General features: G+C 38.8%; 14 protein-coding genes and 1 pseudogene. 5 read left to right on the top strand and 10 right to left on the bottom strand.

All coding sequences use genetic code 11. The features are described from left to right. Positions 1-586: 586 nt before the first annotated feature. Together EAE93_RS19180 and EAE93_RS19175 are read right to left on the bottom strand one after the other, a co-directional pair. Complete coding sequence (locus tag EAE93_RS19180; protein ID WP_214040338.1) at positions 587-1,054, bottom strand: hypothetical protein; 468 nt, start codon at positions 1,052-1,054, stop codon at positions 587-589. Between the two features lie 207 nt (positions 1,055-1,261). Beyond that, on the bottom strand, positions 1,262-1,693 hold the full coding sequence (locus tag EAE93_RS19175; RefSeq protein WP_235319461.1) for a hypothetical protein: 432 nt from the start codon (positions 1,691-1,693) through the stop codon (positions 1,262-1,264). An 815-nt stretch (positions 1,694-2,508) separates the two neighbouring features. On the opposite strand from EAE93_RS19175, the gene EAE93_RS19170 reads away from it, so the two are divergent. The 5 genes from EAE93_RS19170 to EAE93_RS19150 all read left to right on the top strand — a co-directional run bounded on the left by EAE93_RS19170 (position 2,509) and on the right by EAE93_RS19150 (position 7,741). Beyond that, entirely contained in the window at positions 2,509-3,198 is a 690-nt protein-coding gene (locus EAE93_RS19170; protein WP_110086799.1) for a PAS domain-containing protein, read from the top strand. 29 nt (positions 3,199-3,227) lie between these two features. Then, on the top strand, positions 3,228-3,914 hold the full coding sequence (locus tag EAE93_RS19165; RefSeq protein WP_214040337.1) for a helix-turn-helix transcriptional regulator: 687 nt from the start codon (positions 3,228-3,230) through the stop codon (positions 3,912-3,914). 462 nt (positions 3,915-4,376) lie between these two features. Next, positions 4,377-5,045, top strand: coding sequence for a helix-turn-helix transcriptional regulator (locus EAE93_RS19160; protein WP_214040336.1), 669 nt, complete (start codon positions 4,377-4,379; stop codon positions 5,043-5,045). A gap of 541 nt (positions 5,046-5,586) precedes the next feature. Next, a complete protein-coding gene (locus tag EAE93_RS19155) occupies positions 5,587-6,864 on the top strand; it encodes a hypothetical protein (protein WP_214040335.1) in 1,278 nt (425 codons plus the stop codon). A gap of 4 nt (positions 6,865-6,868) precedes the next feature. Next, on the top strand, positions 6,869-7,741 hold the full coding sequence (locus tag EAE93_RS19150) for a hypothetical protein (RefSeq protein WP_214040334.1): 873 nt from the start codon (positions 6,869-6,871) through the stop codon (positions 7,739-7,741). A 90-nt stretch (positions 7,742-7,831) separates the two neighbouring features. Here the strand turns inward: EAE93_RS19150 and tssE are convergent, their stop codons facing one another. The 8 genes and pseudogenes from tssE to EAE93_RS19110 all read right to left on the bottom strand — a co-directional run. Further along, positions 7,832-8,260: a type VI secretion system baseplate subunit TssE gene (tssE, locus tag EAE93_RS19145; protein ID WP_046394646.1), complete on the bottom strand. Its 429-nt coding sequence runs from the start codon at positions 8,258-8,260 to the stop codon at positions 7,832-7,834. A gap of 34 nt (positions 8,261-8,294) precedes the next feature. Next, positions 8,295-8,543 (bottom strand): annotated as a pseudogene (locus tag EAE93_RS19140) (type VI secretion system lipoprotein TssJ); the annotation flags it as partial. Next, positions 8,521-9,603: a type VI secretion system baseplate subunit TssG gene (gene tssG / locus EAE93_RS19135; RefSeq protein WP_214040332.1), complete on the bottom strand. Its 1,083-nt coding sequence runs from the start codon at positions 9,601-9,603 to the stop codon at positions 8,521-8,523. The gene tssG and the pseudogene EAE93_RS19140, both read right to left, overlap by 23 nt. Further along, complete coding sequence (gene tssF / locus EAE93_RS19130) at positions 9,567-11,327, bottom strand: type VI secretion system baseplate subunit TssF (protein WP_214040331.1); 1,761 nt, start codon at positions 11,325-11,327, stop codon at positions 9,567-9,569. The genes tssG and tssF overlap by 37 nt, the downstream gene beginning before the upstream one ends. 535 nt (positions 11,328-11,862) lie before the next feature. Further along, entirely contained in the window at positions 11,863-12,846 is a 984-nt protein-coding gene (locus EAE93_RS19125; RefSeq protein WP_214040330.1) for a T6SS immunity protein Tli4 family protein, read from the bottom strand. A gap of 248 nt (positions 12,847-13,094) precedes the next feature. Next, positions 13,095-14,096, bottom strand: a complete 1,002-nt coding sequence (locus EAE93_RS19120; protein ID WP_250151103.1) for a T6SS immunity protein Tli4 family protein — start codon at positions 14,094-14,096, stop codon at positions 13,095-13,097. 98 nt (positions 14,097-14,194) lie between these two features. After that, positions 14,195-15,808: an esterase/lipase family protein gene (locus tag EAE93_RS19115; protein WP_214040329.1), complete on the bottom strand. Its 1,614-nt coding sequence runs from the start codon at positions 15,806-15,808 to the stop codon at positions 14,195-14,197. 715 nt (positions 15,809-16,523) lie between these two features. Continuing rightward, on the bottom strand, positions 16,524-16,930 hold a 407-nt coding region (locus EAE93_RS19110), incomplete at its 5' end, for a type VI secretion IcmF C-terminal domain-containing protein (RefSeq protein WP_332009440.1).

Raw genomic sequence — 16,930 nt, 5'->3', positions numbered from 1 at the left:
AAAAACCCACAAAGTGGGTCTATTGGATAGGTAATTCGCCAGGGCAACCGCATAAATGATCAAATATTGCCCATATTAGAAAATCCCGCTTGTAACACTTGATAGCTGTAATTTCATTTTACCCATTATACTTACTGCCCAAATGTCTTTACCAAATGTTACATCTCTTAGTTATTAATCCGGCGGTGATTTATATCTGTTCATATAACTCCTAAAGGAATAGGATTACTGAAACTCCGATGCTGGCGTTAGTTCTATTGCGACTCCAGTGAAATGTTTTGAGATTTCATTAATAGATAAAATCCTTTCTCTGGATCTAATATAAAAATTTATTTTTATTGACTTTTTCTAGAATAACGAAGTGATTCATATCCCAATGGAATATGCAGCTTTTTTTTAAAGGAATGGATCTCACCTTCAATCAAAACCCTATTATTTATTTTTAATACAAATATTAAAAAAAAAGAAAAAATATCAAAAAAACACTATTGAATATAAAAAAAGAGAAGATGGGTAAATTTTAACTATTGTATTGACAACCCATCTATTTTCATCTTTCTATTTATTCAAATTTTTAAAAACACTATCATTCATTATTATTTTGGCACCAAATCTTAATTAGATAGTCATATAAACAAGTGGTTATAAGGCATATAAAAAACCAGTTAATCCATGATACTGAATTCTGTAAAACAGATACTGTAAATGGATTTCCTATAGCATAGTCCATCAATGGTTGCCTAACAAGCCGTCCCATGATTGCTAATTCAATTAACCACATAAGGATACCTCTTGTGATAGGGGTATATGTAGGAAGACTCTTTTTTATGAGAATATATAAAAATGTGATACCCAGTCCTGTCTCTAAACTTGTTAATGCAGCAAGATATCTAACATCCCAAGACGGAGCTACAGTTATATTGCTTACTTCATTCCTTATATAAGGAACTACCCACTCGGAGTTGATAACATGAATCACAAAACCTACACAAGAAGTCAATATAGATACGATTAGAATAATAAGAAATATTAATTTTTTCTCTTTGTTTACCATACAATCCTCTGTTTAAAAGTAGGAGGGGAATTAGCCCCTCCTTATTCACTAATTAAAAACTATATTTATATACCCGTTATCTTTCAAGTTTCCTCTTTGTTGGCTGCGCTCACTCCCCCCCGGTCACATAGATACCTATGTGACCGGGGATTCGCTCCTTTGCCGTCGCAATGCATCTTGAAATTCATAGGGTATACACTTGAGATATCAGGCAAATAGCGTTAAATCAAGGCGAGTCACATTATAAGATTCGAGCAAGTAACCGAAGACCACCTGACCAGCCAGTTCATGCAAAGCCGTTCGATGTTCACGTTTCAGAATACGCCAAACAAGAATTTGTGTTACTGGACAACAAGTCACTACCACATCTGGCTGTATAACCACTCGATTATAATAGGCAACCTCTTTAGACACATTGTTAACCAACGCCAATTCGAAGTGGGATTGACTGATACGATTACCAAATCGACCATCAATACGAACCATGCGATAACCTGGCGAAAGTAACAATCCTTTTATCTGGTCAGTAATATCAACCCCATCCATTAACGCAGTATAAAGGCTATGGTTATCTGAGCTTCCATTCAGATGAGCGAAAACCTCATTAATCTTTTCAGGATTTACCAATCTTATTGACATATAGCCTCCTCCTATCCCCACGCTAATCCTCTAAAAAGAACGATATAGTTATCAAATTGATAACTGTACCTTAAATAGAAGGTAACGATATGATCTTTGCACATCCCATCAAACTTGCGTGTTATACATGTGAAGTAACGGATAACATTAAGAAAAAACTAAATTCAAATAGAAAAAACCAAATTGATGTTAGCACCATTCATTAAGTATTTACTACTTAATCCCAACAAGTGTAACTACTGCTAGCTACCCTTTAAAAGGGTAGTTAGCACAAACAATATGAAAAACTAAGAATATATACTTAACACAACAGACGTAATTTATTGAGTTCAATCTTTAGGTCACATCAAAAATGTGTTCAAAAGCTATCGTTTTTTTCACGCTACTGCTCAGATTTTTTCTTTATTACAAAGAAGAATAAATAAAATAGTTTAACAAAACAGCTATTAAGCATTAGGACAAATAATTATTTATCAATTGAAAACAGCTAGAATGCTGATAGTTTTGAGTATAATCTGTACTTATTGACCACCAATGATGCCTGTTTTCCAGCTAAAAAATGGCGGATATCAGGCACAGCAACAATCTTCAATCATTCTTTCAATAAACACAAAAATAATCCACATCTAAAATAGTATATATAGTTATATTCATTGCCATTTAAAGTTTCATGATAAAATAGTAAAAATTCAATTAATAAACATACGCTTTTTGACGAGGAAAGCATTATATCCTATTATATAGCAATCCGTTTAAGACATAATCGAAAACGCAACTATCCAGATAACAATTTAAATCGAAATTTAGGAGTTACTATGTCAAATATAAGAAACAAATCCACTCTTATTACGCCACAATTAACCATGATGTGGGATAAAAGCAATGAACCTTGGGGCGCCAGAGATCACCAATCAAGATTTATTTATGCTAACCCTGCTTTCTATCAACTGCTCAATCTTCCTGAAGATTTCGATATTATAGGGCTTTCTATGGGTGAATTACCTTCACCTGTTGCTGAACATGCAGAAGAATTCCACCGTCAGGACCAAAAAGCCATCCAGACTATGCAGCGCGTCACTTCATTGGAAACGCATCAGTTTGGAGAAAATAACATTAAACAAAGCTATGTTTGTGATAAATTTCCCCTTTTTGATGAGAATAATGATTGCATTGGGATCTTCTTTCATATGTATAAGGCTCAAGATTTTTCTGTTTCTTACTATTATGAAAGAATATCGCCAACAAACCTGGAATTTATGCCACCAAATAATATTCTGACACAAACCGAGTGGGAAGTCCTTTTTCTGACTTTACGCTCACAAGATGAAGAGAGCATCAGTCAAGAATTAATGATGAGCACAGAAGATGTCGTTAATCATATTCAGTCAATTTATCAGAAATTTGACTTATCACCTCATGTAGAGTTAGCAGATTTCTGTAAGAAAAATAACTATCATCTCTATATTCCTGAAAGATTTCTTACTATTGGTAGCAGGGAATTATAAACTACGATTACTAACTTAAGGATTTCATTATGAATCAAATCGGTAAGTTAAATCTTTCACCTCAAGTCATTAATACTTTACAGCAAAGTAATGACCCTTGGGGGATCAAAGATAAAGACTCATGTTTTATTTATGGTAATTTAGCATTTAAGCATATCCAGAATCTTCCAGATTCATTTAATTATGAAGGACGGTATGATGATGAAATTCCTTGGGATGGAGCTGAGTTTGCAAAAGAATTCGTTACTCACGATCAAAGTGTAATGGAGAAACAAACAAGAGTCTGTTCGCTTGAAACTCATATATATGGGAAAGATAGATTTCTATCATCTCATTTTTGTGAAAAATATCCATTCTATAATGATAATAACGAATGTGTTGGCGTCATCTTCCACGGATGGGAAGCTCAAGATTTCTCATTTACCCGTCTATTTCATGGAAAACTACCAGCATCTATCCTGTTCTCTCCACCAACCGATATATTTACGCAACGGGAATGGGATGTTATTTTCCTTCTGTTACAAAAATATACTAGTAAGCAGATGGGTAGAATGTTAAATATTTCCTATCGTACGGTTGAAACCCATCTCTCGCGAATATATAAAAGAATTGGTGTTCATTCTAGTCGTCAATTGGAGGAATATTGTCGCACAAATAGTTATGATCTTTACGTACCAGAAAGATTTGTGCATCCAGAAAGTAGAATGTTTCCTTAACCCCTAAATAGCAACAGGTTTTTTATGCAGAAGAACTATGAAATATTACCTCAAATTATTAACACAATGGCAATAAGTCATACACCGTGGGGAGTAAAAAGTAGTTCTTCATATTTTATTTACGGTAATTCAGCAACAAAATAATTTACTCATAATATTGAAGAATTATTTGATTGCAGAACACCTTATAACCATAAACCTCCTTAGAATGATTCTAAATTTGTAAGATAATCAATTAACTAACAAATGTACTTTTGAGCTAACAGATTGCTGGATATTACTATATAAACTATTGTTTTAAATATAATAAACAAGAAATTAAAACAATAATCCAGTCTGCCATAACATATAAAACTAGAAAATTATTATGAAAAAATTTAATTTTATTGCTATACCCCAGAAAGCACCAGGAAATCCAAAAGTAGAATGTTTATTTAAGCTGAAAACTATTAAGGAGTTTTTATGAAGAACTGTACGATATCACCTCAAATCATCAACACAATGGAAATCAGCAATGAGCCGTGGGGAATAAAAGATAGTTCTTCAAATTTTATTTATGGAAACTCAGCAACCAAGAAATATATTCATAATTTTAAAGCATCATTTGATTATGAAGGGCTTTACGATCATGAACTCCCTTGGGACGGCGCTGAATTTGCTAAGGAATTTATTATTCAAGATAAAAAAGTCATGGCAACAGAGCAAAGAATATGTTCAATTGAGACACATATATTCGGACAAAATCAAATTTTGTCATCTTTTTTCTGTGAAAAATCACCTTTTTATCATGAAAATGGAAATTGTATCGGCGTCATGTACCACTGTTGGGAAGCCAAAGATTATTCATTGTCTTGCTTGCATCAATATTATAAAAAACTACCCGCGTCGATTATGCTCCAACCACCAAGCGATATTTTTACGCCGCGTGAATGGGATATCATTTTCTTCTTTTTACAGAAATACACCAGGAAACAGATTGGACAGAAATTAAATATTTCTTACCATACCGTTGAAACTTATATGTCTCGGATATATGGAAAGATAGGTATTCATTCTAGTCAACAACTGGAGGAATACTGTTTAGCGAATAATCTTCATCATTATGTGCCAGAGAAATTCTTATTGTCATAGCAATTTTATTGTTAAACCATTCTGCTGCTGACAATAAAATTCAATCTGGACGTACCAGAAGAAATAACGGTAGCCTTGATCTATTAATAAGGCTACCGTTGAAACAATATTATTAATTTCATTATGGTAAAACGAATTAAAATAATCCCCTTATCTTTATTTTTATATTTAAGACTTTATTTACTTGGATATTGTAAAGATAACATCAGGAATATTGTTATTGTAAACGATAAAATATCGAATCCTCATAGGCAGAAAATGTCCTACCACAAACCCAGTGATAATATTCATTGTAATCATTAAAAAATTTATCTTATCGAAAAATTTATTATTAAAATTCAATCTGATATGAAAATTGTATTTAATTTATGTCACAATTTTACAACTTTATTAACAATAGAACTTTTACTCGCTATTGTTGTTCAAATCGTTGTTATTACCTTATTTCTAGATGAATATGGGGAAACAAAATAATCGAATAAAAAACAGTCTTAATAAAAGATGTTTTCGAGTACAATAGCCCTTTCTACACCAACACGAAATGACAAAAAGATTTATGCTCAAAAAAACAGCTCGCTCAGGAACTTTTACCGATAACATGAAACTCCCTGTTCACCGGTGGTTTCGCTATTCCGCTGGTTTTTCGGCTGAGTGGGTGAATTCTGAGATTTTAAAATTTCAAGACGAAACGGGTAAAAAAGCGATAATTCTTGAACCTTTTGCTGGCTCAGGTACAACTAACATTGCGGCCGATTTTTTTAATGTCAGCTCTTTCGGATTTGAAGGACATCCCTTTGTAGCAAGGATCGCAAGAGCTAAACAGCTTTGGTATTTAGATACGAATGATCTAAATGACGCAGGAGAAGAGCTTATCGCATACGCATCGTCTTTAACGACAATGCCTGATCCTATTCGCTACAACGAAAGTAACCTTTTGGGGAAATGTTACTCTCTTGATTCATTTAACAAACTTGAACGATTAAAAATCGCATATGAGAAATTATCTAATGCTGAACCGATCTGGGAATTGATCAGGCTAAACATAACATCAATATTGAGAGCATGTAGCCATGTGGGCACAGCTCAGTGGCAATATGTATTACCTAATAAATCCAAATCTAAAGTGCTAGATCCCTTCGAAGCCTTCGTTGGGAAGCTTGAAATGATGAGAGCCGATATGCTTCATGCAGTTTCGTCAGGTTGGCAGAACAGCTCATATATTGAACATAAAGATGTAAGACAACCATTTAAAACAAAAAAGTGCAACTTGCTAATTTCATCACCACCATACCCTAATAACTATGATTATGCAGATGCAACAAGACTAGAAATGATGTTTTGGGGGGAGATAAATGGTTGGGGAGACCTCAAAAATGTTGTCAGACCTTCACTAATGAGATCATGTTCTCAACACTCATCTTCAGATAAAATCGACTTAGATGAAGTTCTCAGCAATCCACTTCTCTATCCAATAAAAGATGAAATATCTGATGTAACCAAAAAGTTAGACATAATAAGGCATAGTAAAGGCGGTAAAAAATCCTACCACACCATGATTGCAGCTTATTTTTTGGACATAGCCAAAATATGGGTAAATATTCGTAAAAATATGGAGAAAGATTCAAAAGCCTGCTTTGTTATTGGTGACTCCGCACCATATGGTATACATGTTCCTGCTGAAAAATGGCTTGGGGAACTTGCTGTTTCTGCCGGTTTTTCCTCTTTCAGCTTTGAAAAGCTAAGAGATAGGAATGTTAAATGGAAGAATAGAACACATACAGTACCTTTACATGAAGGTCGTTTATGGGTTAAAGGATAAGAATATGGCTATATCTCCATCTCACAAACTTGGACAACTTATTGGGAGCATACTTGAAAATTTATTCGTTCCTTTATTACAAGATATAGCAAATAAGACAAGCTTATATCTCGATGTTGTTGGACAACCAAGAAAAGCACGAAAAGGAAAAAAAATAACTTGGGAAGATACTTATGGAAACACTCATGACTTAGATTTCGTGTTTGAGTATGCTGGTTCAGCAACAACATTAGGAAGACCCGTCGCTTTCATTGAATCAGCATGGCGTCGATATACCAAACATTCAAAAAATAAAGCTCAGGAAATTCAAGGTGCTGTGCTTCCTATTGTAAGTAAATATCAACTTGAATGTCCTTTTAAAGGCGCAATACTCGCCGGAGAATTTACAGAACCTTCCTTGAAACAACTTGAAAGTTGTGGTTTTCAGGTTCTGTATATTCATTATAAAGATATTGTTTCAGCATTCGCATTAGCTGGGATTGATATGGCTTTTGATGAAAATACCTCAGAAATAATCCTTGCTGAAAAAGTTGTTCTTATTGAACGACTTAAACAAGATCAACTTGAAATAGTTAAGTCTAGTATTTTTAACTCAAATAAGGCAAACATTGAAAAATTTACAAAAGCATTGGAATGGAAAATACAAAAAACACTCAAATATGTAGTTATAACCCCTTTGTATGGGCATGACTTTAAATTTCAAACTTTAAAGGAAGCTAAAGACTTTATTGCTACATACAACAGCACGCTCATTCCTAATCACCTAATATTCAATACATTTCTAATCCATGTTAAGTACATGAACGGTGACAGTGTTGATGCTGAATTATCTAGTACTCAATCAGCTTTAGATTTTCTAGAGCGCATTCTTTCTTAAACTACCAAAGGCTTGCACAACAATGGCAAGCCTTCACTTTGTATTACAAATGATCATTTACGACACGAGTAACAAAACACACACAAATACCTAATCCATATACCCTTGCTGGCGTAAATGGCGGATCAACACATTCCCTTCCGGCACAAACTCAGTGCTGAAACGCACCAGCCCCACACCTTTGAGTTCAGCATTGATGACATAACGCAAATGCCCCGGTGCAAGTTCCGGCAATAACGTCACATTGACTTGCTTCAAACGCGGTTCATAAGTCAGCAACGTGTGCTCAATCGTTGAGATCAAGCGCTGTGACGACGCAGGCAACCCTCGCAGAATGGTGTTGAGATCAGGTAGACCATAATCGGGCAGATGGGTGAGCGAACCGGCACGGCTATTGAGGATACGCTGCATATTGTCTAATACCGACAAAATTACCTGATCTTCTTCACTCACCTGATGTAACTCCAGACCACAATTAAAATTGCCGAAAAGGCTTTCATACAAAGAAGGTTTTTTCATGTACTCACTCCTTTTCAGGCAACAAGGTCAAAGCTTTGTTATCCCGCAACTGATAAACCCGAACCAATGTCGGAACGGACAGAGCAACACTTTCTCCAGCGTCGGTATTGACCGCCGCCTGTGGAATAAAATCCAGATGCAATATTTTCACCTGCTTATGAAAAAGGGAGTGAGCGGCCGCTGCCGTGCCATCAGTCACGGTCTGAGTCAGACCGCCCCCGCTCAATAGTAATATTATCGCCGTCATCACCGACGCAACCTTATAAAAAGGTATAACTAACATAGTCTCCTCCTCTGTCTTGATTACTGTCTGGAGATATCCCCTGATAACCTCCCAGATTCAGCGTAATGTTGTCAGGCACTGCCGCCTCTTCAACTTTTAAACCTAATACCCCTGTCAGCCCTAACTGAACAGGCTTACCACCCAGTATCGGCGGCGGCAATATGCGGGTTGGCAAAGTCAGTTGCAATCTGGCTTGGTATCGCCAGCCCAGATAAACCCGCAGCAACACCAAAAAATCGCTGTACAACTGCCCGCCCGGCAACCAGCCCCGAGCTTCATCCGGGCAATCGGTATACAACGCCAGCAATAACTGGCTATTGATATCAATGCCCATTCTGCCTAGTACGGTACGCTGCGACAGGGAAATTCGGTGAGTCTCTGAAAAACTCGCCGGTTGCATGAGATGGATCTGTCGCGGGCAGGAGGGCGTCACCACGATCCGGGTTTTCGGCGCCAACAATGCCACCAGCGCCGATACGCCTTCAGCGGTTCGAGTCGGCAGGCGCATAACACTGAGCAACGCCAGAAAACGAGACATCGGCGTAGCTATCTGTTGCTGACTACCCGGTATCCCTAAGCCAATCAGCCCAAGCAAACATTGGGATGTTCTGTCGGTTCCTCCGGTAGCAAAAGTCGCCGGATAAGAGTATTTACGCCAGATACGGTAAAACTGGGTGAACATCCGGTGGTTAAAAATATCCAGAAAGGCTTCGATTGTTTCATTCCCTTCCCTTTGCTGAGCGATATCGTTCAGGTAAGCGGTCGGCAACAAAGAATCCACCCCATATAACCCCATAAACGTTGTTCTGGCCGTCGGTGGACGCTCTGGATGTTCATTGTCAGTTTCTATCGCTTTCAGTTCACTGACGGGAAATCCCAAACCCGGATGAGGCCGCAAACGTATCGCATCATCAGCCGGATTTTCCGTACTACCCAACGGCGGCCGCTCAGGGACTGCACGTTCAATGATCTGACAGAATTGGTAGAAATCGAGTGTCGAAATGTCAGCTTCCAACATCGCCATCAGCCGGGAATGTTCTGACAGTGTTGTTCTTCCCATAACAGTCGTTCCCCCGTAGGTTGTAAAATCAGCGTAAGTCGGTTAAACAGATGAATATCGGTGTATAAAGCAAAGAAGCGGTTGAGCATTTCGCCAAACAAGCAGATATCACCGTTGCCTGCAAAGCCGTTGCTATCCAGTGTCACTTCAATGTGTACGCCCCGCCGCAAACATCCCTGCTCAAATCGCTCAATCAGCGAATGCTTCACCGCGACAATCGCCTCCAGACGGCGATAATTCATCTCATTGTCGGTCCAGTCATACAGGGCCAACGTCCCGCGCAGCACTTCCGGGTTATCCATCATGCTAAGAAAGTTAGAACCAAGATGGCTGAGCACTCGCCAGTGGAAACGGTCCCGATTTGGCGGATAGCAGGGCAATGTCGGTTCACACAGATTACGTACCGTAAATTCCGCCAACGGAGGATTAACGGCGGTATCCAACGACGTATCCTGCAATGCTCTACGAGGCAGTTGACCATTGGTGCCGGTCAGCGTGAGTGACAGAACTTCTTTTTCATACAGTTCATTATCATCAAAATCCGCTCCCCCCAGAATAATCCAGGTGTCACACAGACCTGACGGCCCCCGTTTCACGCGGGTATGGTAGTAGCACTCCGGTGCGTCATGGCGCAACATGCCGCCTTTATGACGGAAACTACTGAATGGCACATACCGATGGCCCTCGCGTTTTGAAGAGGAGACCTCATCCACGGAATAAACCTCGGTATGCCCATCCTGAAAGCGTACTGGATACAGCAAATACTCAGTTTGCAATGGTGATAATTGAAGCGGATCGGATTCCAATCGAAACAGGTTAATCACCGGGGTACAGTGCAAACGGATATGCTCGGCAGCAAATGGCAAATCACAGGGCCAACTTTCACGCAGAACCACATCCAACTCAAACCACGGCGTTCTCTCAGGGAGAGTCAACTTTTCCAGCCCACAGAGCGTAACAAACATAAACTTTTCACGGAAAGTGAAATATTCCAGCAGCAGTTGATAACCACTAAACGAACTTTCCCCTTTCGGCCATAACCTCTCCTCTTCGCCAAATCCCATTGGAGAGAATCCGCCGTCAAATGGCTGACGATCAGGTTGACCGGGTAAACGCAAGTAAAGTTGCTGTGTTTGCAGCGTAAACGCCCGATGCAATGCACAGGCCAGCGGGCTGTCGGCACTGAGATACAGCGGTAAACGGCTCAAATCAATTTGGCGCCAGTCCACCAATGTTCCACAGCCAAAACGCAATCGAATAACGGAACGTCCATTGGGTTCCTCTTGCAGGGAAGCGTCGGTCAGTGCCAGAGGCAGCAACTGAACCGCCTGAGTCGTGGTATAACGACACCGAGTCTTGCTTGGGCCGATCGGTTGCGAAAGGATTTCAAAACCCTTTTTCACCTGTACCGAATTTTTCAACTGTGCCCAATCCATCCCAAATTCAACAATGGAAAGGGACGGAATCGTGCGTAAGTAATGCGGCCACAACAAGCTAACCAACCCTTCCGTCAACTCCGGCAAGTCATCATCCAGCTTCTCACGCAGACGCCCGATCATAAAGGCAAAACCTTCAAACAGACGCTCCACAAAAGGATCGCGCATACCGATTTTATCCAGATTAAGCGCGGCCGCCCGGTCAGGATGAGCCTTAGCAAACTCTCTACCTGCCTCACGCAAATAGCGCATTTCTGCCTCATAATAGCGCAGGGTTAAATCATCCATAGGATGTTCCTCCAAAAGAGTTATTAAAAAAATACCGTTTCCCGTTCAAAATAAATAAAAAGAAGAGAAATAAAATATTAGAGAAAAATAGCCGTAGTCTGATATCACCTAAAAACAATGCCAGACATAACGACATTCTCTATTTTATTGCCAGAGCAATCACGCAATAAGCAATTAATATTCAAAGGCAATGTTTCATACCGAAATACCTTGTCATTGATTTTTAAATTATTACCTCAACTAAAATAGTTATATAAATAGTCACATAAATCAACAAACAACACATTAGTGAAAAAGCCCACACCGGCAATCAAGATACTCATCAATAACACGCCAGGAATCAAAAAGAACACAATTTTATATTTTTTCCACCCTCCACGTTTAATTATCCGACGAATGATAAGTATATCAATAACCAATATTGCCGGACTAAAAACCAACATATAAAGAAAAAAAACCATTAGCGATATAATCCATAACACCTTTAACCTCCCATTAGTGAATTATTTAAAACACTATCTCTCTCACTTTATTACTATTCGAAAGCATCCGGTCTTCTACGAAAGGTTTTCGTTATTGTATCCCAAAATGTGATCAATTCATCTTCGGTATATGGCGTTGCAGGTAACTGGTAATTCATTAACATAATGACAATACAAACTTTTTTATCATCCAACACCATATCATTTGCAATAAAATCAAATTGATAACGAGGATTATTATCAAAAGATTGCAGACCTACCGCTAACAACTCCGCGCCATGTATCCCATTTATCTCTCTTTCTCCTTCTCTTATTATCCTGCCATAGTTAACGAACCAGTCCCTTTCAATTTCACCAATATGTTCAAGTAAAATCCCTTCCCCTTTAAGGTCATTAATGATTTCAAGACTGAATGTGAAATTATCATCCTGATTTCCTTGATAGACAAACTTTATACTTTCTTTTTCATTATTATAGTCGGCAATAAAACCATCAGGGATACAGATTCCTGCCTCTGTCGGAATATCGCTATCCTTTCTGCCACTGATTCTGGCAATTAGCTTTTGCATTTTGTCCAGAGTTTGAGAAAGCATTTTATATTGGCTTTCGGTCAATCCAGATTTTATATAACGGTCCCTTGAATAACTGTATTTATCATCTGATATCTCTGTAAACTTCATTTCTATAGTAAAAGCAACCCCATTATCATATAAATGAGCTTCTAATACTCGGGTAAAACCGGGCTCACTGATACTGTTATTTCTATCAAAAATCATACCATATAAGTTTCCCTGGAGATGATAAGTCTTCTTTAAAAAGGGCAGATCTTTCAAATCGGCAGTCTTAGTCGTCCTTAATTTTTGCTCTCTTATCTCTATCCGCTGTTCAAATGCGGATAGATGCATACGCTTGGTTTCTATTTTCGCATCACCAATCAATATCTCATTGTTGATGATGTTTTCAAATACTAAGGGAATATCAATCAGATAATTCCCGACACAACGAGTCTGCATATTGGATAATATTTCAGTTTTCATTTAATTTTCCTTTTCAGGTTTAAACGAGATAATAAAAGGCAGGAAAATATCACTGCCACAGGGCATAAATTGCTACGATAGCGAATAAAACCAATCATCTTCTCTTTTACCTAACTATCACCACTTATACTATCTTGATAACTGAGTCCACAATATATTTTTGTGTTTATCACCATCATTTTCATTTGCTAACCTTAGTTTTTAGACCTTATATCTCTATAAGAAGTTCAATTTAAAACTTACTTTTATTACTCTTTAAAAGCACCGGGCCTTTTACGAAAAGTATTCGTTACCGCATCCCAAAATGTTATCAGTTCATTTTCACTGTACGGCGTTGCGGATAACCGATCATTCCCTAGATCAATAGCAACAAAAGGGTTCTTATAATCCCCGGCTGTTTCATTGGCAATTAAACTAAATGCATATCCAGGAATTTTAGTTTCTGGCTCCATAATTTTTTCTGTCGGCGCAGTTGTTAAAACTTCCTCCGTATAAGTGCCATTAATTTCCCGTTTCCCTTTCCTTATTATCTTAGCATGCACAGCTAAAAACAGACCTTCCATTCCCTTCAAACGCTCTAACAGATGGTCTTTCTCTTGAATATAATTTAATATTTCAACACTGAAAGTGAAATGATCACTTTCATTTCGCTTATAGACAAAAGTCATCCTCTCTTTCTCATCACGACTGCCAGTAATAAAACCATCAGGAATGCAAGTACCTGCCTCTGTAGGTATTTCTGTATCTTTTCGGCCGCTGATTCTGGATAATAAATTCCTCATTTTCATCATCGTTTTATCTGTGGTATTTAATTCATCCTCAGAAAAACCAGCTCTGATATAACTTTTCCTATCACTCGCATATTTAGCATCAGACAAATCTGTTATATTCATTATAATTTTAAATGCAACACCATTGTCGTATAAATGTGCTTCTAGCACCCGGCCAAAACCAGGCTCACCAATATCCTCATTCCTATCGAAAATTACACCTGTTTGCTCCCCCTGTAAGCGATAAATTTTTTTCAAAAATGGCATATCTTTAGGATCAATAGTTTTATCCTCCTTTAACTCCTGTTCTCTTAGCCGTATCCGCTGTTCAAATGCAGGTGGATATAAACGCTCAGTTTCTATTTGCGCATCACCAATAAATATCCCATCATGAATAATATTGTCAAATCCAGCAGGAAGATCTATCAAATAACGGCCCACACATCGGGTCTGCATATTTGCTAACATTTCAGTTGTCATTTTCTTTTCCTTTTCAGTTAAAATCGGGTAATAAAATACGGGCATATGCCACCACAAGATATAAATAACCGCTAAAGTCAGTAAGGTCGTTTTCCTATTCAATTTTCACCTTTCACCACCTGCACCATCTTCACAATTGAGCGTAAGGTGAATAACCGGGTAAAAGTCTCTTCCGTCTCGTTATTTCCTTTATATGCACCTTCATGGTCAACTTCCGTTGCCAACTGACTGCGTAATCTTCTGGTTGGAATACGGCCAGCCCGTTCCGGCACGGTACCATCCCCTTTATCCTTTGGCGGTGCCAGCTTAAAAGTTTTCGCCGCAATATCCTGAAAAGAGGGACCAACAGAAAACTGCACCATACGTGTAGTACTAATCTCCAAGTTATAAGGATCATAGATCGGCTGATTAAAGGTCAGGCCGGAATAATCCTCCGTTTTATTGTAATAATCTTTACTGACTTCCTCCCAAGAGATAACCCCATAGGATAGATGTTTCTCACTGGCGCCATAAAAGGCATAGGTATTAGGATGGTATTTACCACTCAATCCTTCAATAAATGGCCTAACTTTTTTCCCTATAATATGTGTATAATTTTTCCAGCTTTCATTATCTTTCCACTTCTCCTTTTTATCCGGGTTTAAAAACCGGGTTTCACATAATCCCCACCAGTGCTCCTTTTCCAGATAAATCTCCTCATACGGATCTAATTTCGGCAGTTTATGCGTCATTTTACCATCAGCGATATGTAACCAGCCTCGACCATACTCCTTTCCCGGCAGAAGCTGTAATGGGCCGGGAGATTGCGCCAACACCGGGGTCATCTCTGCGCCATTACTGCCGATAACCAGTCCAACCATTCCATCTTCACCGGTTTTCATCCTTTTATAAGTCATGGGTGAACCGGTATCAGGCATCACCCCATGCACAATACCTAAAATTTTATCTCTGCCATTCAGCAGTTCTGAATAATAACGAGCAACCAGCCCCCCCATTGAGTGAGTGACTAAAATCACCTTTTTAGTTACGCACCGTTTACCATAGAAAGTTAAAACCTTATCCACATATTGCGCCAGCCTCTTGGCAGACTCCTTATTAGATTGCAACCAGTTATAGCCCATCACATGTACCGGGTAGAGAAAATCATAACTATGGTCAACCTCTGCCTCGGTCAGCGGCTCTTCCCCCCACTCCGCATTCAGGTTCATATCAACCATACGTTGCCGAAGGGTTTTTTCCCCCTTCCCTGCCAGACAGTACTCAAAGGCCAAACGCTCATCATCCAACACCGCCTGAAGCCAGGGCAGGAAAGCGCCATAGCTCATATGGGCTATCTCCCCCCAACCGCGCTGCTGGCAAGTCTGGAATTTATTCTTCTCAGTGTGATCAGGCGTAATATCCCCGGAATCATCAACTTCTGTATTACTAGGATCTAGTGTATCTTTCCTATAAGAGGCTCCTCTGCACATCCAAACTAAAACATCAAAACTCCATATCTCATTTAACCGCCAGACCGACTTACCCTCTTTTGATTTTAAATTACTCCCCATCACCCCCGGCAGGAAAATTACCGGGATCACTTTAGTCGCGTATTTCAAACAAGTCGCCACCAGATTTTCTTCAATTCTGGCATTCGGCACGTTGTAATAAGGGAGGCCCAGTTCATCATATTCAGGGTGAATAAAAATCTCATTTTCCTTCGGCTCACTCATCATTTACTCCTCATCTTTTATTTTCAATTGACTAATTTCTACCTCAACTTGCTTTGGCAAGGGACTCTTCCCATTCTGTACATATGATCATCCGTTCGGATCAAAGATATTTACACAGGCCACCCATATTTTCGCCATACATCAATGCATAAACAGAATGAGCGATTTCTGAATTTCCCTATCTTCTCGGCGGGTGCTTATAAAAATCAACTCTTTTTTTCAAAAAAATACGATTTTTAATGCACTCCCCTTTTCATCACCGATATAACAGCATGCCGAGAAAAATATTTAAACTTCATGACAATAACATGACATTTATTGACAAAACTAAACTGACATTGATTGCCATAAAATGAAGGCGACCTGAATACGCTGTTATAATCATATTCCTATGATAACAATATCTATTTTCATCCTATTCAATAAATTACATCCGCTTTAATCTTATCACTCCTTTTTAAATTTCATTTACCTCATCACTATAAAGAAGAATCATTCTCATTCCTGCTATGCGAATAACAAAATATTTAATCACATCAAGAAAATCCCATAGCAGTATTTCCTATTCATTGAGAAAAGTATCATCAGGCTTATCACCCATATAACCAAATATCTTTATCGGAATATCTGTAGCAATATCTATTATGGCAGTTATTTTATTAACGAAAACAGTTAACGGTTACGCTATTTCCTCATTTATCTCCAATCGCATGCATTATTCCGCTATCAGATCATCGTCATTTACCGCTGATATTGTCCTGTGACTACCCGGTTTTACCGCAAAGATATTTTTCGGCAATTTAAATCCGCGCAATTTTAATAATGCCAGTGGCCCTTCGCCTAATTCTGTGCGTAAAATCCAAGTCAACGGTAATCCATCCGGGGCAGTAAATATCAGGCGGTAACGGCTTTCATCCAGCCTTTCCGCTTTCGCCCGCGCCAACCAACGGATCAGCCCCCAGTTTCCCTGATAATCACCGAACAACCTTGCCCCAGTATTGACACTGGTCCACATCAGCGTCACCCCCGGTTCATCGGTCTCGCCCGGCCAGCGAAAACTCTGCCAGCTTTCCATCTGGTTAAAATAGCGCAATTGCTGTCCATCTATCGTCAGGTCGGTTT

This window comes from Photorhabdus akhurstii (assembly GCF_018448925.1).
Classification (GTDB): domain Bacteria; phylum Pseudomonadota; class Gammaproteobacteria; order Enterobacterales; family Enterobacteriaceae; genus Photorhabdus; species Photorhabdus akhurstii.
This window is presented reverse-complemented; position numbering and strand designations above follow the sequence as displayed.